The following is a 24,964-nucleotide window of genomic DNA, read 5'->3' as shown; positions in this document are numbered from 1 at the left end:
CCTACCCCTGCTTCCTCAAAAACTTTTCTGTTAACCATTTGCGCACGGGTTCGTCATATAACTTAAGCGATGCATAGGCAATGGCAATGGCCGTTATGAGTACCAGTACACCAACCAGCAGGCCGGTTTGCATAGGCACGTGGTTGCGTACCACCCAGCCCTGGTGCAGGTATATTAAAGGGTAATGTGTAATATAAAGCGGGTAACTTATGGCACCCAAAAACTTACAAAGCTTTGTAGAGTAACCACCTACCATACTACCACCGGCACCTATAGCAACTATAACGGGGAATACTAATAAAATAACTACACACTCGTAAATGCCATTTGGCAATACATTGGTGCTATCGCCTAAGCGTGGTATGGCAAAGGCTATTATAAGCAGCAGGCTACTTATGGCAAACGCGTTTTTTACGCGGATAAGCTTATCCATACGGCATAGCAGCACCCCGCCAAAAAACGGGAACAGCAAGCGCGCAAAGCCAACGTGCATGCCGTTGGCATCAAGCGCCCAGCCGCCAATAACATCACCCTGCGGGCTGGTTACTAAATACTGCACCAAAAATACCGCCGAGGCTAATACAAATATCCAAAGCAGCGTTTTAGAAAACCGGCGCACAATTACCGCGTACAATATATTGGCTATATACTCAAAATATAAACTCCAGGCGGGGCCATCTAAAGGGTGCATCTCTTGCCATCCTCGAATATCCATTGATACAGGCAAGGGTAGCATGGTAAAGCCCAGCAACATCACCAAAAGCATCTTCCATAAGGGCGTATCGGCAATTAGCGGGTATACCGGGCTTGCCTGAAAGTAAAACAGGATGGCACCTATAATGGTACCCACAATAACCATTGGCTGCAGGCGTATAAGCCGGCGTTTGTAAAAATCCCATTGGGTCATTTTGCCCCAGCGGTCGTCATAAGCATAGGCAACCACAAAGCCAGATAGCAGGAAAAAGAAATCGACCGCCAGATAGCCATGATTTATTTTTTGGTGAAAGCGGTCGCCCGAGTAGGTTTCTAACACGTGGAAAATAACCACAATGATAGCAGCTACGCCGCGCAAGCCGTCTAATATTTCGTAATGTCGTTTAGGCGGCAGGTAGGTTGTATCGGTACTCATATTTTACAATAGGTTTACAGGTTATGGAATCCTAAACATAAACAAAAAAGGATTTAAAACCCAATAGCCCTGCGGTGATACTATACTATTAATAAGGGCACTGTAAATAGCCTAAAAATACAAAGCCCCGGGCGTTTTTGCGTCCGGGGGCTTTGCGTTAAATCGCATTTGGGCAATTACCTTAATAGCGCATAAATGCCGCTATAGTGCTTTCTTTAGGCATTTTTTCCTTATCGAGCAGATACACGGCGCCGCCGTTTAAATAAGTTTGCGCCGCCGCTTTGTTAATAAGGCATTCGTCGCCCTCCGTTTTTTGCGGGTGAATCTCCAGCTTGTTATCGTCAGCATTAAACTTCCCCCAGATATGTTCATCCTTGCAAATAAACAGATCTGATACCTGCGCATAAAAGCTTGCCGGTATTATCGTTTCGGGCATTGATGATGTTAAAGGCGTAGCCACCTGGTTATAATAGTTTTGCAGGGCCTTGTTGGTTTCTTGCTTGAAATAAGGTGCCAGCACTTCGCGGCATTTGGTAAATAATTCCAGTGTGCTTTCGCGTTCCTGGTTACCTGTTATCGCATTTTCGGCAATATTGTTATAGCTGCTAACGCTTCTATAAATAGGAATCAGATATTCTACACCGGCCAAAACCAGTGGCGCGTTTTTATCGTGCAGCACTTCGGCAAACAAGGTGCGGTCCACCTCCTGAAAGTAAACCTTAAGGTTGGTTTTTTCATCGGGCTGCCCGTTGCTATGGCCATGAAAGTTAGCACTGCCTGTACCACCCTTGCCGCCCTGGCGCAGTAAATGCTCGCCTTCCTTCTCTTCAAAGTGTATCACATCATCCATCCCGTTAGGCAAGCCTTCCACCTCAAGCCGTTGTAAGCCAAACGCATTCCCCTGGAAAAACTGGGCATCTTTTTTACTTAATACCAGCAGGTAAAAGTCCTCGTTATTGGTTATTGCAGGCAACAGCGGACTTACATGAAACGAGCTGTTAACAAACAACTCCTCGTTTACCGCGAATGGCAACTGTATAACTTTCGAGAATCCCTTAGCTAAAAAAAGTGCAAGCCCATCGAGTTGGTTATTCCAAAACACCTCGTTTTTGTATAAGTCAAAACCAGGCTGCATAATGCTGTCAATCTCCTGCGATGGCAACCCCTGCTTTTGTAACTGGACTATCGCATCCTGTAATGCATTTTTCAAAAGTATGGCATCTTGTTTTTGGTTAACCTCAACCCCTGCGCGGTGCGTTGGTATATAAACAGAAATGCAATTACTGCCTTTATAATTTATCAGTTCTGTAAACTCTTCTTTTGGTAATAGCTCCATATATGTTTAAATTAACCGTTGTTGCTGTTATTAGTATCTTCCAGATCTTCGCCTTTGTGCAGGTTGCGGTTTACATGGCGTACATGTATGCCCTCTGCCATTTCATCAGTACCATCTTTAGTGTATTTTGCCGCTATTTCGTTTTCAGTTTCGGGGTCGGTAACCGAAAACGCGTCTTTTAAATGATGTGTTTCGCGCCCATTGCCTGATGGCTTTCCTTTTGGCGGGACAAAGCCGCCGTTCTTATCTTTTCCCATAACCTATTTATTAAATTAACCTATTAGATAAATAATTAATATTTGAGAAAGTTTTGATTTTTTTAATTCCGCAGCCTTTCATTTTCATCATCGGTACCTAAAGGCTTAATAGTTTGTATATTAACAAAATACCCTATCTTTAATAGGTAATCTAAACCTTACTTATCACCAGCTAAAAACGATGGTATCACAAAACGGCCAAAACCACGCTACAAAGCATAAACGCTGGGTAAGGGGTACGCACTTTATAATTACGCTAAGTTTTTTGGCGCTTACCATTAGCGGCTATGTTATTTTAATGTCGCATCCCAGGCTTTATTGGGGCAAGGCGGGTAACGATCTTACCCCCGCGCTGTTTGAGCTACCTATCAGCCGCAACTATCATCATGGCGGATGGAGTAAAACCATGCCTTTTAAAAACTTAACGGGCAAGCAGATATCCGCGGCCCGTACCTACGATATTTTTAACCAGAATGGCTGGGGCCGCAGTACACACTTTTTGGCCGCCTGGTTTATGGTTATTACCGGTATCATCTACTTTATAGCCGGTTTTTATAGTCGGCATTTTCGCAATAACCTAACACCGGCCCGCGCCGAGTTTAATTTTAAGCGGCTTTGGAAAGATCTTACGGCACATTTTGGCAGGCAAACGCACTACACAGGCAAATATGGCCCACTGCAAAAAATCACTTACCTGCTGGTTATCTTTTTCCTGTTCCCGGTGGTTATTTTAACCGGCTTAACTATGTCGCCGGCTATAACGGCATCATATCCATTCCTGTTAAAAATATTTTTTGGGCATCAATCGGCGCGTACCATACACTTTTTTGCGGCTGTATTACTATTGCTGTTTTTACTGGTGCATATAGTGATGATAATTAGAACAGGCTTTAAACGAAATATTTGGGCAATAACTTTTGGCAGGTAACAATGAGAAAAAAAAGAACGATGAACCGGCGACAGGCCATTTTAGCCGGACTAACCTCGGCAGGGGCGCTGTTGCTTTCGGGGTGCCTTAAAAAGTTACCGCCAACCTATGGCAATATTTTGCGCATGGGCGACAACCTTACCTATATAAGCCAGCGTAGCCTGCTTTCGCAGCGTGCCCTTGCTACAGAATATCAAAAAAGCGATATAACCAGTTTCCCGGTAACAGATATTGGCGACCCTGCCAACCCCGCCAGTACAAAGGCATATAGTAAGGACTATCAGCAACTGCAGCACAATAATTTTAAAGACTTTGTACTTACTGTAGAAGGCTCGGTTGCAAAACCACGTAAATATTCGATGGACGACCTTAAAAAGCTGGGCGCACGAACTCAAATAACCCGGCACACCTGCGAGGAAGGTTGGAGTGCCATAGCCGAATGGACCGGCGTGCCGCTAAGCGCGCTACTAAAGGATGCAGGCATATTACAATCCGCACGGTTTGTATGCTTTTACGGTTTTGATAATTATAGCGAAAGCATTGATATGCTGGATGCCTTCCACCCCCAAACCATACTGGCCCATACCATGAACGGTGAGGACCTACCCGCGCGCAATGGTGCGCCGCTACGCCTGAGGGTTGAAACACAGATAGGCTACAAAAACGTTAAATTTTTGCAGCGCATAATTGTAACCGATAAATTTACTGACCCTGCCGGCGATATTAAGGCGGGATGGTCCTGGTACACGGGGATATAATTTTTTTGGCGGATCACGGCAGCTAACAAAGAAATATCAGGCATAAAAAGCCCCAAGGCTTTCGACTTAACTGAGGTAGGCCTAACAGGACTATTATCAAATCGCTTGATCAAAGATTTGCAAACTGTTGTTGCATTGTAATGGTGGTTCGCATCCTATTTGGGTCAATTTTATTTTAAGATGTTCCCAATTTGCGTTTTGTTTGGTTTTTGTACAGTTTCATCAGCAGATAAATTGTAGAAAGGGCGGCAAGTGCTATAATCATTCCAATTATTTCGGGATTAGTTAAACTGTAAAGCAGCCACATAATAGTAATGGTAGCTAAAATTGGAACTGTTAACCCTCCTGGCGTGGTGAATGTGTTTTCGGATTGTTGCGGCCCGGTATACCTAAGTTTTATTGAAGCGAGCACAACGCCAAGGTATATCAGCAATACAAAAGCCGTTGATAAAATCACCAGTTGTTTAAATGCGCCAAACACTGCAAAAAGGTAATCGATAGTTGCGTAAAATATAATTGCTTTGTGTGGGGTTATGTATTTGTTATGCACATCTCCTAAAAATTCAGGGAAAATGCCATTTTTTGAGCCGGCAAATAAAACGCGCGGTATGGCAAGTATAGCCCCACTTAAACTTCCAAGCATCGAAACTGCAGCACCAACGGTGATCAAAATAATTCCTGTGTAAGCAAACAACCTTTTGGACACTTCAGCAAGCGGGGCATCTTTGTATAGTGATAATTGAGTGCCCAATATACCTTGCGTAACAAGTTGTATAGCGATGTACAGCAATAACACAAAAAAAAGTCCTGACAAAATACCTAAGGGAACTACTCTGGATGGGTTTTTAAATTCACCGCTGTTGGCAACGGCATTTTCTATTCCGATGAAGGCATAGAAAATTATAAGCGTAGCGGAGCTTAAGCTACCGAAAGTAAATGAACTTGTCCAGTTAAGATTTGCTACTGAAATATGGCTTATCCCAAAAACCACAAGTAGAACAAGCGGAACTATTTTGGCAATAGTTGCCGCAATAACAAGATTTACGCCGCCCTTTGATCCGCGGATATTTATCCATGTAAAAATACCTATAAGCAGCAGGAAGAATAAGGGCCGCAGAGTGGTGTCTAACGGCGGATAAAAATAGCCAAGCGTTTTCGATAAACCGTTTGCAACAGCAGCATCAGACAAACAGCAGCTAAGCCAAAAAATATTATTCGCTAAAAAACCCATCCATGGGCCAAACGCGGCTTCGATGTAGGCGTATGTGCCGCCGCTACCGGTAACCTTACTGCCAACTTCGGCAAAGCAAAGGCCAATTAAAAAAATCAGTAAACCACATATCAAAAAACAGATAATCGCGGCAGCACCTAAATGTTCGGCAACCAGGGCAGGTAATATGAATATTCCTGTACCGATGGTAATGTTAATTATGGCACAGGCTAACCCAAATACACCGATGGTGCGTTTAAGACTTTCGGTTGTGCCGGGAGAGGCTACTGGTTGGTCAGTCAAAATAAAAGTATGTTTGATTGTAATAGGCCGAAACGAATTTAACAATATGATTTGGAATGTGAAACGGGTAGAACGAAACAGATTTTTAAGCGCAGTATCATTGGTTCGATATATCCTGAAAAACTATGTTTTGACGGAAGTGCTTATCGAACCGCTCGGCTGAATGAAGCTTCACCCCTTGGGGAGAACCTACGTCCGTTAGCCAACGGATATGAGCCCGGCGAGCTACCAACTGCTCCAAACGCAAAAAAGCCTCAGATGAAAATCTGAGGCTTTTAACTTAATTGAGGTAGCGGTCCCCAAAGCCTTGGGGAGAACCTACGTCCGTTAGCCAACGGATATGAGCCCGGCGAGCTACCAACTGCTCGAAACGCAAAAAAGCCTCAAGACTTTCGACTTGAGGCTTTTGACTTAACTGAGGTAGCGGGAGCAGGACTCGAACCTACGACCTTCGGGTTATGAGCCCGACGAGCTACCAACTGCTCCATCCCGCACTATTTTTTGGTATTTTACATAACGGGCATAACTCCGAAATGTTTGTTCCAATTGTCAAAAAAGCAATTTGCTGTTCCTTTTAATTGGACTGCAAAGATATAATTCGTTTCTTTGCAGTCCAAATAATATTTTAATTATTTTTTTATGGCACACAAGGCAGGTTTTGTAAGTATAATTGGTAAGCCCAACGCGGGTAAATCAACCCTTATGAATGCCCTTGTGGGCGAAAAAATGTCTATCATCACACCCAAGGCGCAAACCACCCGCCACCGTATTTTGGGTATTGTTAACGAAGAGGATTACCAGATCGTATTTTCGGACACCCCCGGCATCATCAAACCGCACTATGCCCTGCACGAGAGCATGATGCACCAGGTGGATGGTTCTATTGTGGATGCCGACCTTATTTTACTGGTTACCGATATTAACGAGCAGTACGATGAACAGGACGTATTTAAAAAGCTGGAAGGCTCGACAGCCCCGCTGGTAGTGCTTATTAATAAGATAGACCTATCAACAGAAGAAGAGGTAAAGGAAAAGGTTGAATACTGGCAGGACAGGTTAAAGCCCGTAGCGGTTTTTGCCATATCGGCCCTGCACGATCATAATATTAAAGCTATTATGGATTTTGTGCTGGAGCACCTGCCCGAGCACCCCGCTTATTACGAAAAAGACGCCCTTACCGACAGGAACGACCGCTTTTTCGCATCAGAGATGATACGGGCGCAAATATTTAAGCAATACAAAAAAGAAATTCCCTACAGCACCGAGGTAATTGTTACCGCCTTTGTTGAAGGCGAAAAACTGCACCGTATAAGTGCCGAGATCATCGTAGAGCGCGACTCGCAAAAAAACATCATTATAGGTAACAAAGGCGAAATGCTTAAAATTGTTGGCACCTATGCACGCCGCGATATGGAAGACTTTTTTCAGAAAAAGATATTCCTGGAGATGTTTGTAAAAGTGATACCCGACTGGCGCAGCAAAAAAAATTACCTGAAAAAATTCGGGTACGAATAGAGAAAAAGAATTACGATTTACGAATGACGATTTTAGATTTATGCTGGTCGGATTTGTAAATTAGCATAAGGTTTTATGAGGGCGTTTTGAGCAGGTCAAATCGTACATCTGAGATCTAAAATCTAAAATTGAAATGAGTAATATAGTAGCCATAGTAGGCAGGCCCAACGTTGGCAAATCAACCTTATACAACCGTTTAACCGAAAGCCGTAAAGCTATTGTTGACGATTTTAGCGGCGTAACCCGCGACAGGCACTACGGCACCGCCGAGTGGCTCGACAAAAAATTCACCATTATTGATACCGGCGGTTATGTAGCCAACTCTGACGAGCTTTTTGAAGTAGCCATACGCGAGCAGGTATTGATAGCCATTGAAGAAGCAACCGTAATTTTATTTATGGTGGATGTTACCACCGGCATTACCGACCTTGACGACGAAATTGCCAATTTACTGCGCAAGGGTAACAAGCCCGTTTGTGTGGTGGTAAACAAGCTGGATAATAACGCGCAAATGGCCGATGCTACCGAGTTTTACAGCCTGGGCCTTGGCGAAATATACACCATATCGTCTATGACGGGCTCGGGTACCGGCGAATTGCTGGACGAGGTAGTTAAGCATTTTGAAGACGTACCCTTTGAAGAGAACGAACGCCCCAAATATGCCATAGTTGGCCGCCCTAATGTTGGTAAATCATCCATCATTAACGCGCTGATAGGTAAAGACCGTAACATAGTTACCCCTATTGCCGGCACCACGCGCGATTCTATCCATATCCATTACAACCAGTACGGCCACGATTTTATGCTGATAGATACTGCGGGTATGCGTAAAAAAACCAAGGTGAAAGAGAATATCGAGTTTTACTCGGTAATGCGTACCATTAAGGCTTTAGAAGAAGCGGATGTGGTGATCATCATGATAGACGCTGTAGAAGGTTTGGAGTCGCAGGATGTAAACCTGTTTCACCTAGCCGAGAAGAATAAGAAAGGCGTTGTTATTGTGGTAAACAAATGGGACCTGATAGAAAAGAACAATAAAACCATTAAAGTTTTTGAAGAGCAGATACGCCAAAAAATTGCCCCTTTTAGCGACGTACCCATCGTATTTACTTCGGTATTAGAAAAACAACGCGTGCTTAAGGTAATTGATGTAGCCAACCAGGTTTACGAAAACCGCGGCCGCAAAATACCAACCTCAAAACTAAACGAGGTGATGCTGCCAATAATCGAGGCCTACCCGCCACCATCATTAAAAGGCAAGTACGTAAAAATTAAATACATTACACAGATAGCCGGCTCATCGCCCATGTTCGCGTTTTTTTGCAACCTGCCGCAGTATGTTAAAGAGCCTTACTACCGCTTTATAGAAAATCAACTTCGCCAAAATTTCGATTTTTCGGGTGCACCCGTGCAGGTTTGGTTCAGGCAGAAGTAAGAAGGTATATATGATATCTTTAATAGCGGTAAGAGGTGATCTTGCCGCTATTTTTGTTTAAGGCCGCAGTCAAGCGCATAACCCCTGTTAATATCCACCTAACATTAAAGCAACAATTTTAAAACATTTATAGGCTTTTGCCATTAGTATAATTTTAGCTGAACCTATACTGATGACTAAAACCTCTACCTGTCATAACACACGGTTTTTTGCCTTATTGCTTTTGGTAATGCTTGCCGCGCCATTCTATGTATCCGCACAAACCGCAACTGATGCTCAAAAACTCATAACCGATACGGTTGCCAAAGCCCCGCCTAAACCCCGTAGCTACCTGCCACCGCCCCCACAACAAAAAAGATTTGGCCGCGCCGCTTTTGAATTGCTTGGAGCCGAAGTGGTGCCCCAACTATTTGACCGCTTTGTACTAAAGGAAGATTTCGCCAAAACATCTTTTAAAACCTTTGGCCACAACCTTAACCCCAACAGCTGGACCTGGGACAGCGACCTGTTTGTAACCAACCAGTTTGCACACCCTTACCATGGCAGCTTATATTTTAGCGCTTTCCGTACCAATGGCTATAGCTTTTGGCAGTCGACCCCGGCAGCTTTTGCGGGCAGTTACTTATGGGAAACCTTTGGCGAAAAAGACCCGCCATCGCCAAACGACTTTATTAATACCAGCTTTGGCGGTATTGTACTGGGTGAGATGACCTACCGCTTTGCCAACAAAATTATCAATAACCGGCAGCGTGGGTTTAAACGCCAGGTGAACGAAGTGGTAGGCCTTTTAATAAACCCTATGAATGGCCTTAACCGCATTATTGATGGCAAGTGGGGCAAGGTATACGGCAACCCTACCGACAGGGACTCGACCCGGTTAACCGCCGAGTTTGACCTGGGTATACGCAAATTTGGTGCTAAGGTAGGCGCGGTAACCAACTACGGGCAATTTGGCTGGTTTGGCCGTGCCCGATTAATGTATGGTAACCGCTATAAAGATTACCGGGTACCCTTTAGTAACATTTATGCCAACGTGGAGTTTGGTAACGACGATAGCTCGGGCGTAAACTCGGTAAACGTCTACGGCTCGCTGGCCGGCTGGGAAATACGTTCTAATAAGGATCTGCAACATCTGGCCATCCTATCTGCCAATTACGATTACATCAGCAACGAAGCGTTCTTTTATGGCGGGCAAAGCGTTAAGATGAACATCTTTTCGCAGTACGACGTATCAAGCAGGGTTAAGTTTACCACATCGGTAAACGGCGGGCCGGTGCTGATTGCCGCTATACCTAACCATGGTGTTTTTAGGGGCCGCGCATACGATTACACCATGGGTGGTAGCTGGGGCGGTGGTGCCGGTTTAAACCTGATGGATAAGTTTACCGTAGGGGTAGATTACCGGGGTGCCTGGCTGCTAACAGTAAATGGCAACCAATCGCATTATGTTTTACATGCGGTAACAGGCGAGGTGCGTTACCAGTTTACCAAGGCCCTCTCGGTAGCTACCGAGCCGGGGTATTTAAACCTGCGCAGCACCTACAAAGATGCCGACGACGTTACCCGCATTTACCCCTACTTAAGGTTGTCTGCCAGATATTCTGTTGATCTTTATAGATAATATCTGAAATATTTTTATTATATTAGTTAGCAGTACCCGAACAAAAAAATGGAATTTTTTACAGCTAAGCCTGCAAAAAAATGGAATCCGCTGAACGGGAACGAACAATACTTTTATAAGTTTTTACGCATCACGTAATCGTTCATCCAATACGGCCCAATGGGGATGTCTTCTTCATAAGCAATGGTAAAACCCATCTTTTCATAAAAGCTTTTGGCTTTGTTATGGCGGTTCACATTTAGTTCTAAAACCTGCTTCCCGGCGGCTTTTGTACGGTCAGCAACCTCGTTTATCAGCACCTTTCCATAGCCTTTCCCCTGGGTAACGGGCAGGCAGTAAAGCTTGTGCAGTTTGTATATATCAGGGTCCTCGTCCCTTGGCGAATAAGCTGCAAAAGCTACCGGAAGGCCTTGCTCTTCCAGTAATATAAACACCTGTTGATTATCTGCTATTTGCTTGTATATCTTGTCTTTAGTATACAATTCAGTAAGCATATAGGTTATTTGCTCTTCAGACAGAATAGGCGAATAGGTAGGCCACCAGGTTTGTTGGGCTATCTGTAAAATAGCGTCAACATCGGCTGTTGTTGCTTCTCTTATCAGGTACATAACGGTAGTTTAATGGTTCTCTTCTGTATCAATAGCACCAATAGTATTGGATATCTGCCCAACACCAAAATACTCTTCCAGCTCCGATAGGGTGGATGATCCAGTAGCAATATCCTTGATCACTTTACCCTTCTCCATCAGCAATATACGTTCGCAAACATCGGTTACGTGGTTAAGGTCGTGGCTGGATACAAGGGTAGTAACGCCCTTGCTGTTTTGCTCCTTTAAAATGTTCTTTAACCTGAATTGGGTACTGGGGTCTATGTTGGCAAAAGGCTCATCAAGCATCAGTAATTCAGGTTGTTGCAGCAGGCAAGCACCCACGCCAACCTTACATTGGTTACCCTTTGACAGGTCGCGAATGTATTTGCCTTTCTTTAGTATCTCTCCGTTAAAAAAGTCGGTTAAACCCAACAGGTGCTCGTCTACCTGGGCCTTGTTTTGGCCATGCAGTCCACCTATAAAGTATAGGTACTCTTCGGGAGTTAGGTAGTCTATTAAAAAGCCCTCATCCAGGTACGATGCGGTGTAATTCTTCCAGTCTTCGCCGCCGGCAACAGGTGCGCCTTTTGATAAAACCTGGCCGCTTTCGGGGCGTATCAGGTCCAATATCATTCTAAACAGGGTTGTTTTACCGGCACCATTGTTACCCACCAGCCCTATGCTTTCGCCTTTGTTAATTACCAGTTGGGGTATGTTTACTACGGTTACGCCGTTGTAAACCTTTTTCAAATCCTTTATCTCGATCATCGTCTTATTTATTTCTGAAGCCTTCGGCTATTTTAAATCGTTTGGTGTAAAAATCAGCTTCAAGTTGCTTTATCCAAAAGTTACGTGTAGCAATAAATATTAGTGCTATTACAGCTAATGCGGCGTATCCCACATTAGGCATATCTAAGTATTTAAAGGGTAAAAATACCAGGTAAGGGAAAAACAATAACGGGAACGATAACAACAATTGCGTAGCACCAACGCCCTCCCAGTTAAACGACGCCCCTTTCGACAAATCGATACGTTTATAGTTACGGTTGGCAAAAAACAACACGATGGTGGTGTTAATCCCCAGGTTCCACAGATACATGATAAAGTGTATCATTACTACTCTCCAGCCAAAGTATACGTAAGGCGTGGTAAGTATAAATGCCACTGTAGATACCATGGTAAACAGCATATACTTAGCTTTTAAAAAATCGCTGAACTTGGTTTTACTTACCAGTATACCATCAAAATGCGAGCCCTGCCAGCTATACATAAACTGCCCATAACTGATAATAAATATACCGGTCATAAACATTCCTATGAATATCTTAAAACTCTCCCCGTATATTTTCTGCGTGTAAAATATCAATCCGTAAAACATAAAAAACAACCCCATCAAAAGGGCCGATCTCGGGCGTTTGTTGCGGAGTATCAGCTTTATTTCGTTGGCTACCAAATCGCCTACGCTGCCAAAACGGCTAAGCACAGGTATCTCGGTACTGCTCTTATACGCTGATGCTTTTGTAGTGCTCAGTTCCTCGAGGTAAAGGTTGCCCTTTAGATAATAAAAATTAACATAAAACATGGTAATTGCCAATATAAGCGGCAATAGCACCAAATAGGGCTTGCCTATTAAGTTGCCAAAAAAGTAGTATGAACCACTGCGCAACGAGTATAAATGCCATACATAATCGCCGCAGGTAATTAAGGTAAGTGCCGCGCCAAATATTAAAAACACCCACCCGTTTAGGTTAGCTTTGCGCTTTACATACAACGACAGGTAGTTATTAAACACCGATAAGGCTACAATAGACACAAAAAATGCAGCCACCGCTATACCACCTGATGCAGGCAATATCACTTTAAATAAAAACGGCGTAAAGATGATAATGGGCCACAGGTTAAAAAATGAGAACAGGGCAGCTAAGGCCAGGTAACCAACCACACTATTGCGCTTAACCGCTAAATGCAAATAAGGCTGTACTTTAAGGGTTGGTAATTCTTGTAATTGCATACGCATGAGCAGGTCGAACAGGAAGTAAACCAATATGATACCGCAAAAGGCTACGGTCGGGTTCTCCTTCGGAAACGACTTGGACAGTATTAGATCTAAGAAAACACCCAATACCACCACGTACATCAGCAGGAACAAGATCAATATCCCCATAACCGCTTTAATGGCTATGCTTTTGCCCGTATTTTTTGACCGCCAAAAAGATTTTAACTCGTGACTAAAAAAAGTTGAGATCATATAATTATGTTTCTAAAAAAAGATTCAGCGATTTTACAATACCGTGTTTCCGGTACGGAAAATAGACTTTTTAAAGCAACCGGGCAAGTAATAGTTAATATTTATCTTAACGGTTAATATTTGTAGCGGTCGCCCCAAAGCTTCTTTAACTTTTCTTTTGATTCGTTTTCGCGGGCATTGTTACCGGGGTTGTAAATTTTGGTGCCCTTTATGGCCTCTGGTAAAAAATCAAGGTCGGCAAAGTTGCCTTCGTAGCTATGGGCATATTTGTAATCTTTACCATAGCCTATGTTTTTCATCAGTTTGGTTGGGGCATTGCGCAGGTGCAGGGGTACGGGCAGGTCGCCGGTTTCTCGCACCAAAGCAATGGCTGCACCTATAGCCGTGGTAGCCGAATTACTTTTAGGCGATGTAGCCAGGTAAATAACCGTTTGCGATAATATCAACTGTGATTCGGGCATCCCTATCTTATTCACCGCCTCGAAGCAAGCCTGAGCCAATAAAAGGGCATTGGGATTGGCATTACCGATATCCTCCGATGCGAGTATCAGCATGCGCCGTGCAATAAACAGCGGGTCTTCGCCGCCTACTATCATACGGGCCAGCCAATACACAGCACCGTTGGGGTCGCTGCCGCGCATAGATTTGATAAAGGCCGAAATAATATCGTAATGCTGCTCTCCGGTTTTATCATAAAGGGCCATGTTTTGTTGTACATGCTCCAGCACTATATCATTAGTAAGCACTATTTTTTTACTGTCAAAGGCATTCACCAGCAACTCAAAAATATTCAGCAGTTTACGGGCATCGCCGCCGCTTAGGCGCAACAATGCTTCGTGCTCTTTAATGGTGATGTTTTTTTGCTTGAGTACAACATCATCCTTCTTAGCCTTTTCTAACAGATCCAACAGATCCTGCTCTTCCAAAGGTTTTAAAATATAAACCTGGCAGCGCGATAGCAAAGCCGATATTACCTCGAAGGAGGGGTTTTCGGTAGTAGCGCCAATCAGCGTAACAATGCCCCGCTCTACAGCCCCTAAAAGCGAATCCTGCTGCGATTTGGAGAAGCGGTGTATCTCGTCAATAAACAATATGGGCAATACTTCGCCCTGCTCTTTTAAAAGCGAAGCTTTTTCTATTACCTCGCGTACATCTTTAACGCCCGAATTTATGGCGCTTAGCGAAAAGAACGGGCGATAAAGCGATTGGGATATGATATAAGCCAGCGTGGTTTTACCCACCCCCGGCGGCCCCCAAAACAGCATAGACGGCAACGTGCCGCTTTCAATGGCTTTACGCAAAACTGCGCCCGGCCCCACCAAATGCTTTTGCCCCACATAATCATCTAACGACTTTGGGCGCATACGTTCGGCTAATGGCGGCAGGTTATTCATCATATGTAAAAATCAGAAATAGAAATGCTATATCCTAAAAAAATTAGTAATTTTAAATTAACAATTATATGCCCCAACAGTTTACACACGCCACCTATCATTCCATTTGCGACGAATTGGCCTTACTGGATGCCGACCTTGCCAACATCATTAATACCTACGGCTATCCGCCTATGTGGACCAGGCCTAATACGTTTGAAACACTGGTACATATTATACTGGAGCAGCAGGTATCGTTGGCATCGGCATTATCTGCTTTAAATAAACTGCGCGAGCGGGTTTGCGAGATAACGCCTGCAAGGGTTTTATTATTAACAGATGCCGAAATGCGTGAATGTTACTGCAGTCGGCAAAAATCGTCGTACATCAAATTTTTGGCTGAGGCTATATTAAGCGGACAAATTAATCTTGCCGCATTTGAGCAAATGGAAGATGAAGACATTCGCAGCCAATTATGCGCCTTAAAAGGCATAGGTAATTGGACGGTAGATGTTTACCTGATGTTTGTGTTACAACACACCGATGTGTTACCCATTGGCGATCTGGCTATTGTAAACGCCATAAAAAAGCTAAAAGGCCTGCCAAAGGAAACGCCCAAAGAAGACTTGATATTAATAGCGCAACAATGGCAGCCATACAGAACTGTGGCGAGCATGATGCTTTGGCATTATTATTTAGCCTCACCTAAATCCTCTCCAAAGGAGAGGACTTAAAACCAGTTCATCAAACCCTCTCCTTTGGAGAGGGCAGGGTGAGGTACTACACGTTAAACAAACCGTTCCGTTCTTGTTCCTGGTAGTTTTGTACCGTTTCGATGGCATTATCCACCACATCGCTTAGGGCAACAATAAATGTACCCGGCTTGGCAAGGCTCATGGCGTGTTTAATGGCATCTATTTCTTTGGGTACTATCTCGAACGATTTGCTATGATCAACCGACTTGATCCCCTGTATCAATAATTCCAGTATGTTTTCTTCGGTGCGGCCGCGCAGATGTTTTTCCTGGCGAAGGATGATGTAATCGAACATCTCTGCCGATATCTTACCTATCTCGCGTATATCATCGTCGCGCCTGTCGCCGGTACCGGCTATGATCCCTATTTTAAGCGGCGAATCGATATGGCTCAGGAACGATTTGATACCGTTAAAGCCATCAGGGTTGTGCGCAAAATCTATCATAAAGCGGAAATCTTTGAACTCAAAAATGTTCATCCGCCCAGGTGTTTGCGCCGCCGATGGTATAAAGGTTTCCAGCGACATTTTAATATCCTCGGTTTTAAATCCGTGTAAAAAAGTAGCCAGTGCTGCTGCCAAAACGTTCTCTATCATAAACGGCACCGTACCGCCAAAAGTTAACGGAATTAAAATGGTACGCTGTACCCGTATCTTCCAGTCGCCTTTTTGTATGGTGATATAGCCGTTTTCGCAAATAGCCGCTATGCCACCTTTTTTGCAGTGCGCTTTAATAATAGGGTTGTTTTCTGTTCGGCTAAAGTAGGCTACGTTACAATCGGCTTTTTTACCAATTTCAACACAGTACTTGTTATCGGCATTTAAAACTGCCCATCCGTCTTTTTTTACAGAATCTATAACCACACCTTTTACACGGGCCAGGTCGTCAAGGGTATGTATGTCTGATAACCCCAGGTGGTCCTCCTGTATATTGGTTATTACGCCAATATCACACGAGCTAAAACCCAGGCCCGAGCGCAGTATACCACCACGCGCGGTTTCCAACACGGCAAAATCAACGGTAGGGTCTTTTAAAATAAACTCGCTGCTTACAGGGCCAGTGGTATCGCCCTTCATCATCATGTTGTTTTGCACGTAAATACCATCAGAAGTGGTGAAGCCTACACGGTGCCCATTATTTTTTACGATGTGGGCTATCAGACGCGTGGTGGTAGTTTTACCGTTGGTACCGGTAATAGCAATAATAGGTATCCGTGCCGATTTACCAGCCGGATAAAGCATATCAATTACATGCCCTGCCACGTTACGTGCCAAGCCTTCGCTTGGTGCAATGTGCATCCTAAAGCCGGGTGCAGCGTTCACCTCTAATATTACGCCTCCGTTTTCGGTAAGCGGTTCGGTAAGGTTTTCGGCCATAATATCTATACCGCATATATCTAAGCCTATAATCTTAGATATACGCTCGCAAATAAAAATGTTTTGCGGGTGCACATGGTCGGTAACATCAACAGATGTACCGCCCGTACTTAAATTAGCTGTCGATTTCACAAACACTTTTTCACCTTTCGCAGGTACGGTATCTAAGGTATAGCCTTTCTTTTCCAGCAGATCAAGCGTATCGCGGTCAACATCAATTAAGGTTAGTACGTTTTCGTGCCCGTAGCCGCGGCGTGGGTCGGTGTTTTCTTTATCTATAAGCTGTTGTATGGTTAGTTCTCCATCGCCTTTAACATGGGCAGGGTCGCGCAGGGCGGCGGCTACCATTTTGTTATCAATAACTAAAACCCTAAAATCAAACCCGGTTACAAACCGCTCTACAATAACACGGCGCGATATGCGTGCGGCAAACTCGTAGGCTGCAATAGCATCCTCAATGGTTTGTATGTTAATGCTTATGCCACGGCCGTGGTTACCATCAAGCGGTTTAAACACCAGCGGGAAGCCAATACGTTTAATGGCTTCTACCACCTGCTCGGTGCTGCTAATGGTCATGCCCTTGGCAACCGGGATAGCCTGTTCCTGTAGCAAACGTTTGGTCTCATCTTTATTACTGGCAATATCAACGGCAATGCTGCTGGTCTTTTCGGTCATGGTGGCACGGAAACGTACCTGGTTTTTGCCATAACCCAACTGCACCAACGATTGATTGTTTAACCGTATCCATGGAATTTTACGCGCTATGGCTTCTTCCACAATAGCGCCGGTACTTGGGCCAAGTCGGGTATTTTCGCGTATCTCACGCATTTGCTGTATATCTTTCTCCAGGTCGTAATCTTCACCATCTATAAGCGCCTGTACAATGCGCACAGCCGATTCGGCAGCAAAAACGCCAACCTTTTCTTCGAGGTAAGCAAATACCACATTGTATACACCCGGGGTTTTAGTTTCGCGGGTGCGACCAAAACCGGTATCCATACCGGCAAGGGTTTGTATCTCTAAAGCAACGTGTTCAATTACATGCCCCATCCATGTGCCTGCAATAACGCGCTCAAAAAAGCCGCCCGGCACGCCAGGCGAGCAGCGATGCGAATGCAAACTGGGTATAAGGGCTTTCATGCGCTCGTAAAAGCCATCTATCGTATTGGATGGGCGCTCTTCCATTTCCTCCAGGTTAAGGCGCATTTGTATCAGCTTTTTACGGCTAACACTCCAAATGTTTGGGCCACGTAATACCTGTATATTTTCAATTTTCATAGATGCTTTCTAAAAATGATGGATTAATAATTTTAAAGCTAAAAAACTTATGAATGTTTTAAAATCTTTTCAGCAATAAATGCATTTTTATTAATTAATACATTAGTTTTTAATGAATTTTATTTTAATTTGTAATAACTGATAGTAAGATTATGGATGTGCCGAAAGGAAAGCTGGTTATAATTGGAGGTGCTGTGGATATGGGCAGCAATGTGAGCGTACTTGAACATATTAGGCAGCCCAATTATATCAAGTTTTTTGAAAAAGGGATATTAAAACGCATCATCACCGAGTCGGACAAACACGAAGGATCTGTTGTTGAAGTAATTACCACGGCATCGCAAATACCCGAGCTGGTTGGCAACGAATATATAAAGGCATTTAACCAATTAAATGTTACACATATTAACGTGCTGCACATAAAAAGCCGCGAGGATGCTGCAAACCCCGAGTATTTAGAGCGCATAAGCAAGGCCGATGTAGTAATGTTTAGCGGTGGCGACCAATTACGCCTAACCGCCATTTTTGGAGGCACCCAATTTTTGCAGATACTAAAAAGCCGTTATAATAACGAGAATTTTGTGATAGCGGGCACATCTGCCGGCGCTGCAGCTGCATCAACCCACATGATATACCGCGGGCAAAGCAACGAAGCCCTTATAAAAGGCGAAGTGCAAATAACCGCCGGCCTTGGCTTTATAGATTCGGTTATTGTTGATACGCACTTTGTGCAGCGGGGCCGCATAGGCCGTTTACTTTATGCTGTAGCTACTAACCCGGGCATACTGGGCATAGGCCTTGGCGAAGATGCCGGCCTGTTGATAACCGAAGGCAATATGATGGAAGCAATAGGCTCCGGATTAATAATGCTGGTTGATGGCAAGAATATTGTAGAAACTAACGTTTATGACGTAGAGATAGGCGACCCTGTTTCTATTGAGAACTTAAAGGTGCATGTGATGTCGATATTTGATAAATACGACTTGTTGCAGCACCGCATGATCATTAAAAAGGTTGCAAAGGTTGAGGAGGGTGTTTTTGTTAGCGCCCCGCAGGACAATGATTTATTACAATAAATGAAGCTGATCATACACGGTGGGTTTTTTAGCGAATCGTTAACAAACCAGGAAGTAAAAAAGGCTAAGCAGGATGCCCTGCGCGAGATTGTGCAGTTAGGCCACAAATATTTAGAGAGCCATACCGCCCTGCAAACCGTGGTATATACTACCTGCCTTTTAGAGGACTGCGAGCTGTTTAACGCCGGCACCGGGTCGCAGATACAAAGCGATGGCAAAATAAGGCTAAGCGCATCGTTAATGGACGGTAAAACACAAAAATTTTCGGGGGTTATCAATATCGAAGATGTAAAGAACCCCATTTGCATTGCCGAAAAACTGATGGACTACGAAGACCGCGTGTTAAGCGGACGCGGCGCCAATACTTTTGCCGCCAATAATGGCGTTGCCTACTATAACCCCGAAATACCACAGCGCCGTAAGGAGTACGAAAAAAAGCTAAGCGACTCTATACGTTTAGGTACCGTTGGCTGCGTAGCCCTTGATATATATGGCGATATAGCTGCGGCTACATCAACCGGTGGCAAAGGCTTTGAAATGCCGGGCCGTGTGAGCGATTCGGCTACTACCGCGGGCAATTATGCCAATTCATATGCCGGCATATCGTGCACGGGCGTAGGCGAAGATATTGTAAGCGGATCTGTAGCTACAAAAATTGTTACGCGGGTAACTGATGGTATGCCGCTATCTGTAGCCACAGCAAAAACCTTAGACGAGATGAAACCATACGACGGCTTTGCCGGCATAATTGGCATTACCAACACCGGCGATATTTACCATGCCGATACCCACCCCTACATGGTTTGGGCTTTGCACGATGGCGAAATTGAGGTTTTTGAATAATTTTAATCCTTTGTATATCATTCAAATATATTTTATATTTGCATACCAGTTAATTTAACTATACCCCGGCGAAAAAAATTAAATGCGATATATAATTTTAGTTCTCCTTTGTACTATCAGCTTATCGGCATCCGCCCAATGGTGGCGCGGCGACTTTAAGAGCCATAAACGCTACCCCTTAATTGCACAGGTAAAAGACAATACCGTTAAAAAGATGATCAAGTCTTTAAAGCCTCTTGAACGTCGTTTTATTGTTGCTATAAAACTCCCTCCCAGCCCTTATATGCTCGAACTTGGCGAACGAATGACCATGCGATCGGCACAGCATAATATGCGTTACCGCGAGTATGCCATGGCCAGTTACGATTTTAGCGAACTTGCTAAAATATATGTGCAGGCAAACCGTTTATCTGAAGCTAAGTGGTATTATTTACAGAGCATCCAGCTATCAAAACAGCAGATGGATCATCAGCACACCATTAACAGCCTGGTAAGCCTTGCAATGGTTAAAGCCGACTTGGGCGACCTGGTACAGGCCAAACAGGATCTTGCCGAGGCCCGCCAACTGGCCCTTACAACCGGCCGTGCTGACGATGTTAGGCGTATTGATGAAAGGGTAAAATTTGTGCAAAGCAATAAGGTATGGCTGCCAAAATCTGAGTTGCGATACGCCGAAGCTGTTGATGCTACGGGCAAATCAAAATAGGCTGATATCTTTTTGTAACATTTGCGTAAAATGCAGCTCCTATAATAAAACAAACCAAACATTATTGTAATATTGTTATTCAATAAATTAGCGGGACGGCTTTGTGGCTGTCTCTTTTTTTATAACCAGAATTAAAACAGGCACAAGTATTGATGTTTCATACAAAACCCGATTTAAATAGCACAAAAGATATGTTTAAGAAATTATATTTAATGTTGGTTTTAGCCGCCGCAGTGGCTTGCAACGCAGCGCCATCAAAACCCGTAGCTCGCAGACTTGACCCGGGCGATTTACAACCCGATGCGCAGCAAAGCGTTGTTTGTATAAAAGTGGCCGGCCTTATAGCCCAATACAACTATAAAAAGGTTCAGCTGAACGATTCGCTTTCAACCGTGATTTTTGACCGCTACATTAAAAAGCTGGACGAGAACCGTAACTACCTTTTAGCATCGGATATAAAAGATTTTGAGCAGTACAAAACCGTTTTGGACGACGATATAAAAACCGGCAACCTTAACGATATTTTTTACATGTTTAATGTTTTCCAAAAAAGGTATAAAGAGTATGTTGATTACTCTTTGGCTCAATTAAATAACAATTTTGATTTTTCGAAGAACGAGACCTTTACTTATGACCGTGATGACCAGCCATGGGCGTCATCTGTTGAGGACGCGCACAAGCTTTGGTCGCAACGTGTTAAATACGACTTACTTAACCTTAAACTTACAGGTAAAGATGCTGCTGCTAATAAAGAAACTTTAAGAAAACGTTACAGCAATGTGCTGTCGCAATCAAATAAGTTATCTAATCAGGACGTTTTTCAGGCGTTTATGGATGCCTTTACCGAAGCGGTAGATCCGCACACCAATTACTTTAACCCAACAAACGCGGCTAACTTTAATATTGATATGTCGCGCTCTGTTGAGGGTATTGGCGCATCGCTGTTAAGCGAGAACGAGTATGTAACCATAAAAAGCATTGTAGCCGGCGGCCCTGCTGATAAAAGCAAGCAAATAAGCATCGAAGACAGGATTATTGGTGTTGCACAAGGCAAAACCGGCGAGTTTCAGGATATTGTAGGTTGGCGGGTAGATAACGCCATATCGCTTATACGCGGTACAAAAGGTACTACCGTACGTTTGCAAATACTACCAAAAGGTAATGCGGCCAATGCCAAACCAAAAGTGGTTGAAATGGTACGCGAGAAGATCATATTGAAAGATATATCTGCTCAAAAAGAAATACGTACCTACAACAACAATGGTAAAACAGTTAAGATAGGCGTAATTTCTATCCCGGCGTTTTACCTTGATTTTAACGATTACAAGGCGGGTAACCCTAACTATAAAAGCACCACCCGCGATGTGAAATTGATATTAGATACCCTAAAACGCGAAAACGTTGACGGTGTAGTAATAGACCTTCGCGAAAATGGCGGCGGTTCCTTAATGGAAGCTATTGAGCTTACCGGTCTGTTCATTAAAACCGGCCCGGTTGTGCAGGTTCGCGACTCGCGCGACCAGGTTGATGTAAACCAGGACGAAGACCCCGCAATTGCCTACAGTGGCCCAATGGCCGTATTGGTTGACCGCTTTAGCGCATCAGCATCAGAAATTTTCTCAGGCGCAATACAAGATTATGGCCGTGGACTAATATTAGGCACACAAACCTATGGTAAAGGATCGGTACAAAACGCTATCGACCTGGATAGGGTGATCGATCAATCCTTACGCGATAAGTTGGCGCAATTGGCCGGTAAACAAAAAACCGTAGCAACCGGCAGCCAAAACAAATTTGGCCAGCTTAACTTAACCATTGCCAAGTTTTACCGCATAAGTGGTAGCTCTACCCAGCATAAAGGGGTAATACCTGATATCGATTTCCCATCGGTAATTCCTTTGGATAAATATGGCGAAGACACCGAGCCATCGGCTATGCCTTTTGATATGATAGCCAAAAGCGAGTATCAAAAAACCGGCGACTTTACTTCCGTTTTACCTCAGCTTAAAAAACTGCACGATCAGCGCATGAGCAGCAGCGATAGCTACAAATACCTGCTGGATGATATTGCCGAAATGAAAAAACGAGAAGCAGAAAAAAGCATCACCCTAAACGAGCAGGAATTAAAAAAACAACGCGACAGCGACGAAGCGAAAGCCTTTGAACGCGATAACCAGCGCAGGGTTGCCTTAGGCTTAAAACCTTTGAAAAAAGGCGAGAAGAAACCAAAAAATGAAGACCTTGACTTTTTAAAGCGGGAAGCAGGGCAAATTTTAACAGACTATATCACTTTAGATAGCAAAACTGCCAGTATAAGGCAATAAGTAAACAAATAGCTTTTAAGCCCCGTTCAAAATTTGAGCGGGGCTTTTTTATTACAGCTCTTTTTATTGCCCTATGATAATTGGCAATACAGAATTTATCCATAAATTTGTTTAACTAATTATTAGTATGACAACTAAAAAATTTGATAGCTATTCCCACCTGCTTGATCGCACGGCGCGCAAAGTTAAAGGTTATGCCCAGCAAAGGTTTACATCGGGCAGTTTTGATATTACTGTTGACCAATGGCTGATACTTAAAAGCCTGGATAATGATAAATATTTAAAGCAAAAGGAGCTGGCCGAAATTACCGGCAAGGACAACCCTACCCTAACCCGCATAATAGATCTGCTATGCAAAAAGGGGTTAACAGAACGCGTTATGCACAAAGATGACAGGCGAAGCTTTACGGTGCACTTAACCCTGTTGGGCGCTGCTAAATTAACTGAGCTTGCCCCGCAGGTTGATGATATACGCATGAAAGCCTGGGAAAACCTTACTGAGCAGGATTACGAACAGCTAAAAACCATACTGAATAAAATTTATCAAAATTTAGCATCTTAAATAAATAACAATATGATAACTACAGATATAGGCATTATAGGTGCCGGGCCTACAGGCATGTTTGCCGTTTTTGAGGCGGGGTTATTAAAAATGCATTGCCATTTAATTGATTCGTTACCGCAGGCGGGTGGGCAACTATCAGAAATTTATCCGCAAAAACCAATATATGATATTCCGGGTTACCCGGCTATAAACGCACAGCAACTGGTTGATAACCTGTCTGAACAAATAGCACCCTTCCACCCCGGATTTACCCTGGGCGAACGCGTGGAAACATTAGAAAAACAGCAGGATGGTACCTGGACAATCGGCACCAACGAGGGCACACTTATTAACTGCAAGGTAGTAGTTATAGCAGGTGGCCTGGGTTGCTTTGAACCGCGCAAGCCTGAGGTTGACCGCTTAGCAGAATTTGAAGGTAAAGGCGTATTATATGCCGTTAGAAACCCCGAAGCCTTCAGAGACCGGAATATTGTAATTGCCGGCGGCGGCGATTCGGCTTTAGACTGGACCATCTTTTTAGCTAATGTTGCCAAAAAAGTAACACTGGTGCACCGCGGAGATACGTTTAGGGGCGCGCCTGATGCTGCCGAAAAAGTGGCAGAACTGGCACGTACAGGTATAATTGATTTGGTGCTAAAATCAAGGGTGGTAGCATTAGATGGTGCAGGGCACTTAGAACAGGTTACTATTACGGGCCAAAACGGGCAGGACCAGCATATACAGGCCGATAATTTTATACCATTATTTGGACTAAGCCCTAAGCTGGGGCCGATAGAAAACTGGGGGTTAAAAATTGATAAATCGGCTATAGAGGTAAACACGTTTGATTATAGCACGAATGTTGAGGGCATATATGCTATAGGTGATATCAACACTTATCCGGGTAAATTAAAGCTGATACTTTGTGGTTTCCACGAAGCCGCCTTAATGGCCCAAAGCGCATTTAAACACGTTTACCCCGATCAAAGATTAACGTTTAAATACACCACCGTTTACGGCATAACAGAACTAGCATGATCACATTTAATGTAAAGGATAGGGACGGAAAGCAAACAGCGATAGAAGTCCCAGAAGGCATAAGCCTTAACCTGATGGAAGTGCTTAAAGGCAGCGGATACGATATTTTGGCTACCTGCGGCGGCATGGCGCTTTGCGCAACCTGCCGTGTGCAGGTGAAAACCGGTGCGGAGCAACTTCCCCCGCCGGGCGATGCCGAGCTGGATATATTGGATACTTTACCCTCTATTGAAGATAATACACGTCTATCCTGCCAGCTAAGAGTTAACGAAAGCTTGGAGGGCTGCCATTTTACTATTCCGCCCGAAGACTAAATTCTACG

General features: G+C 44.0%; 23 protein-coding genes and 1 tRNA gene. 14 read left to right on the top strand and 10 right to left on the bottom strand.

The window, feature by feature from the left end:
- Position 1: 1 nt before the first annotated feature.
- The 3 genes from FFF34_014040 to FFF34_014030 all read right to left on the bottom strand — a co-directional run bounded on the left by FFF34_014040 (position 2) and on the right by FFF34_014030 (position 2,722).
- Positions 2 to 1,129: an acyltransferase gene (locus tag FFF34_014040; protein TSD65009.1), complete on the bottom strand. Its 1,128-nt coding sequence runs from the start codon at positions 1,127 to 1,129 to the stop codon at positions 2 to 4.
- Between the two features lie 181 nt (positions 1,130 to 1,310).
- Entirely contained in the window at positions 1,311 to 2,465 is a 1,155-nt protein-coding gene (locus FFF34_014035; GenBank protein TSD65008.1) for a hypothetical protein, read from the bottom strand.
- Between the two features lie 11 nt (positions 2,466 to 2,476).
- Positions 2,477 to 2,722: a hypothetical protein gene (locus FFF34_014030; GenBank protein TSD65007.1), complete on the bottom strand. Its 246-nt coding sequence runs from the start codon at positions 2,720 to 2,722 to the stop codon at positions 2,477 to 2,479.
- Positions 2,723 to 2,903: 181 nt separating this feature from the next.
- Here FFF34_014030 and FFF34_014025 point away from each other — a divergent pair, with 181 nt between their 5' ends.
- Entirely contained in the window at positions 2,904 to 3,650 is a 747-nt protein-coding gene (locus tag FFF34_014025) for a hypothetical protein (GenBank protein ID TSD65006.1), read from the top strand.
- Between the two features lie 2 nt (positions 3,651 to 3,652).
- Positions 3,653 to 4,408 carry a molybdopterin-dependent oxidoreductase gene (locus FFF34_014020; GenBank protein ID TSD65005.1) on the top strand — a complete coding sequence of 252 codons (756 nt, stop codon included), beginning with the start codon at positions 3,653 to 3,655 and terminating at the stop codon, positions 4,406 to 4,408.
- 175 nt (positions 4,409 to 4,583) lie between these two features.
- Here the strand turns inward: FFF34_014020 and FFF34_014015 are convergent, their stop codons facing one another.
- Positions 4,584 to 6,035 (bottom strand): amino acid permease, encoded by a 1,452-nt coding sequence (locus FFF34_014015; protein ID TSD65004.1) that lies wholly within the window; start codon positions 6,033 to 6,035, stop codon positions 4,584 to 4,586.
- Here FFF34_014015 and FFF34_014010 point away from each other — a divergent pair.
- Positions 5,973 to 6,191: a hypothetical protein gene (locus FFF34_014010; GenBank protein TSD65003.1), complete on the top strand. Its 219-nt coding sequence runs from the start codon at positions 5,973 to 5,975 to the stop codon at positions 6,189 to 6,191. The genes FFF34_014015 and FFF34_014010 overlap by 63 nt on opposite strands.
- A gap of 148 nt (positions 6,192 to 6,339) precedes the next feature.
- On the opposite strand, the gene FFF34_014005 is transcribed toward FFF34_014010, so the two are convergent.
- Positions 6,340 to 6,415: transfer RNA gene (locus FFF34_014005), tRNA-Met, on the bottom strand.
- 145 nt (positions 6,416 to 6,560) lie between these two features.
- On the opposite strand from FFF34_014005, the gene FFF34_014000 reads away from it, so the two are divergent.
- From FFF34_014000 to FFF34_013990, 3 genes are all read left to right on the top strand, one after another.
- Entirely contained in the window at positions 6,561 to 7,436 is an 876-nt protein-coding gene (locus FFF34_014000; protein TSD65002.1) for a GTPase Era, read from the top strand.
- Positions 7,437 to 7,569: 133 nt separating this feature from the next.
- The gene (locus FFF34_013995; GenBank protein ID TSD65001.1) at positions 7,570 to 8,871 is read left to right on the top strand and encodes a ribosome biogenesis GTPase Der; all 1,302 of its coding nucleotides are present in this window, start codon (positions 7,570 to 7,572) and stop codon (positions 8,869 to 8,871) included.
- 172 nt (positions 8,872 to 9,043) lie between these two features.
- Entirely contained in the window at positions 9,044 to 10,492 is a 1,449-nt protein-coding gene (locus tag FFF34_013990; protein ID TSD65000.1) for a DUF3943 domain-containing protein, read from the top strand.
- 113 nt (positions 10,493 to 10,605) lie between these two features.
- Here FFF34_013990 and FFF34_013985 read toward each other — a convergent pair whose 3' ends face one another.
- From FFF34_013985 to FFF34_013970, 4 genes are all read right to left on the bottom strand, one after another.
- Positions 10,606 to 11,100 (bottom strand): GNAT family N-acetyltransferase, encoded by a 495-nt coding sequence (locus FFF34_013985; GenBank protein TSD64999.1) that lies wholly within the window; start codon positions 11,098 to 11,100, stop codon positions 10,606 to 10,608.
- Between the two features lie 9 nt (positions 11,101 to 11,109).
- Positions 11,110 to 11,850 carry an ABC transporter ATP-binding protein gene (locus FFF34_013980; protein ID TSD64998.1) on the bottom strand — a complete coding sequence of 247 codons (741 nt, stop codon included), beginning with the start codon at positions 11,848 to 11,850 and terminating at the stop codon, positions 11,110 to 11,112.
- Positions 11,851 to 11,854: 4 nt separating this feature from the next.
- On the bottom strand, positions 11,855 to 13,330 hold the full coding sequence (locus FFF34_013975; protein ID TSD64997.1) for a hypothetical protein: 1,476 nt from the start codon (positions 13,328 to 13,330) through the stop codon (positions 11,855 to 11,857).
- Between the two features lie 113 nt (positions 13,331 to 13,443).
- Positions 13,444 to 14,724, bottom strand: a complete 1,281-nt coding sequence (locus FFF34_013970) for a replication-associated recombination protein A (protein ID TSD65074.1) — start codon at positions 14,722 to 14,724, stop codon at positions 13,444 to 13,446.
- Between the two features lie 68 nt (positions 14,725 to 14,792).
- Between FFF34_013970 and FFF34_013965 the strand changes: the two genes are divergently transcribed.
- Positions 14,793 to 15,437, top strand: a complete 645-nt coding sequence (locus FFF34_013965) for a DNA-3-methyladenine glycosylase 2 family protein (GenBank protein ID TSD64996.1) — start codon at positions 14,793 to 14,795, stop codon at positions 15,435 to 15,437.
- 46 nt (positions 15,438 to 15,483) lie between these two features.
- On the opposite strand, the gene cphA is transcribed toward FFF34_013965, so the two are convergent.
- Positions 15,484 to 18,111, bottom strand: coding sequence for a cyanophycin synthetase (gene cphA / locus FFF34_013960; protein ID TSD64995.1), 2,628 nt, complete (start codon positions 18,109 to 18,111; stop codon positions 15,484 to 15,486).
- A 152-nt stretch (positions 18,112 to 18,263) separates the two neighbouring features.
- Between cphA and FFF34_013955 the strand changes: the two genes are divergently transcribed.
- From FFF34_013955 to FFF34_013925, 7 genes are all read left to right on the top strand, one after another.
- Positions 18,264 to 19,187, top strand: a complete 924-nt coding sequence (locus FFF34_013955) for a cyanophycinase (protein TSD64994.1) — start codon at positions 18,264 to 18,266, stop codon at positions 19,185 to 19,187.
- On the top strand, positions 19,188 to 20,030 hold the full coding sequence (locus FFF34_013950) for an asparaginase (GenBank protein ID TSD64993.1): 843 nt from the start codon (positions 19,188 to 19,190) through the stop codon (positions 20,028 to 20,030).
- 82 nt (positions 20,031 to 20,112) lie between these two features.
- The gene (locus tag FFF34_013945) at positions 20,113 to 20,736 is read left to right on the top strand and encodes a hypothetical protein (GenBank protein ID TSD64992.1); all 624 of its coding nucleotides are present in this window, start codon (positions 20,113 to 20,115) and stop codon (positions 20,734 to 20,736) included.
- Between the two features lie 152 nt (positions 20,737 to 20,888).
- On the top strand, positions 20,889 to 23,060 hold the full coding sequence (locus FFF34_013940; protein TSD64991.1) for a tail-specific protease: 2,172 nt from the start codon (positions 20,889 to 20,891) through the stop codon (positions 23,058 to 23,060).
- A 127-nt stretch (positions 23,061 to 23,187) separates the two neighbouring features.
- Positions 23,188 to 23,622: a winged helix-turn-helix transcriptional regulator gene (locus FFF34_013935; protein TSD64990.1), complete on the top strand. Its 435-nt coding sequence runs from the start codon at positions 23,188 to 23,190 to the stop codon at positions 23,620 to 23,622.
- Positions 23,623 to 23,634: 12 nt separating this feature from the next.
- Positions 23,635 to 24,642, top strand: a complete 1,008-nt coding sequence (locus FFF34_013930; GenBank protein ID TSD64989.1) for an NAD(P)/FAD-dependent oxidoreductase — start codon at positions 23,635 to 23,637, stop codon at positions 24,640 to 24,642.
- Positions 24,639 to 24,956, top strand: coding sequence for a (2Fe-2S)-binding protein (locus tag FFF34_013925; protein ID TSD64988.1), 318 nt, complete (start codon positions 24,639 to 24,641; stop codon positions 24,954 to 24,956). Before FFF34_013930 ends, FFF34_013925 begins: the two co-directional genes overlap by 4 nt.
- Positions 24,957 to 24,964: the final 8 nt, after the last annotated feature.

This window comes from Inquilinus sp. KBS0705, from assembly GCA_005938025.2.
In the GTDB taxonomy this organism is placed as follows: Bacteria; Bacteroidota; Bacteroidia; order Sphingobacteriales; family Sphingobacteriaceae; genus Mucilaginibacter.
This window is presented reverse-complemented; position numbering and strand designations above follow the sequence as displayed.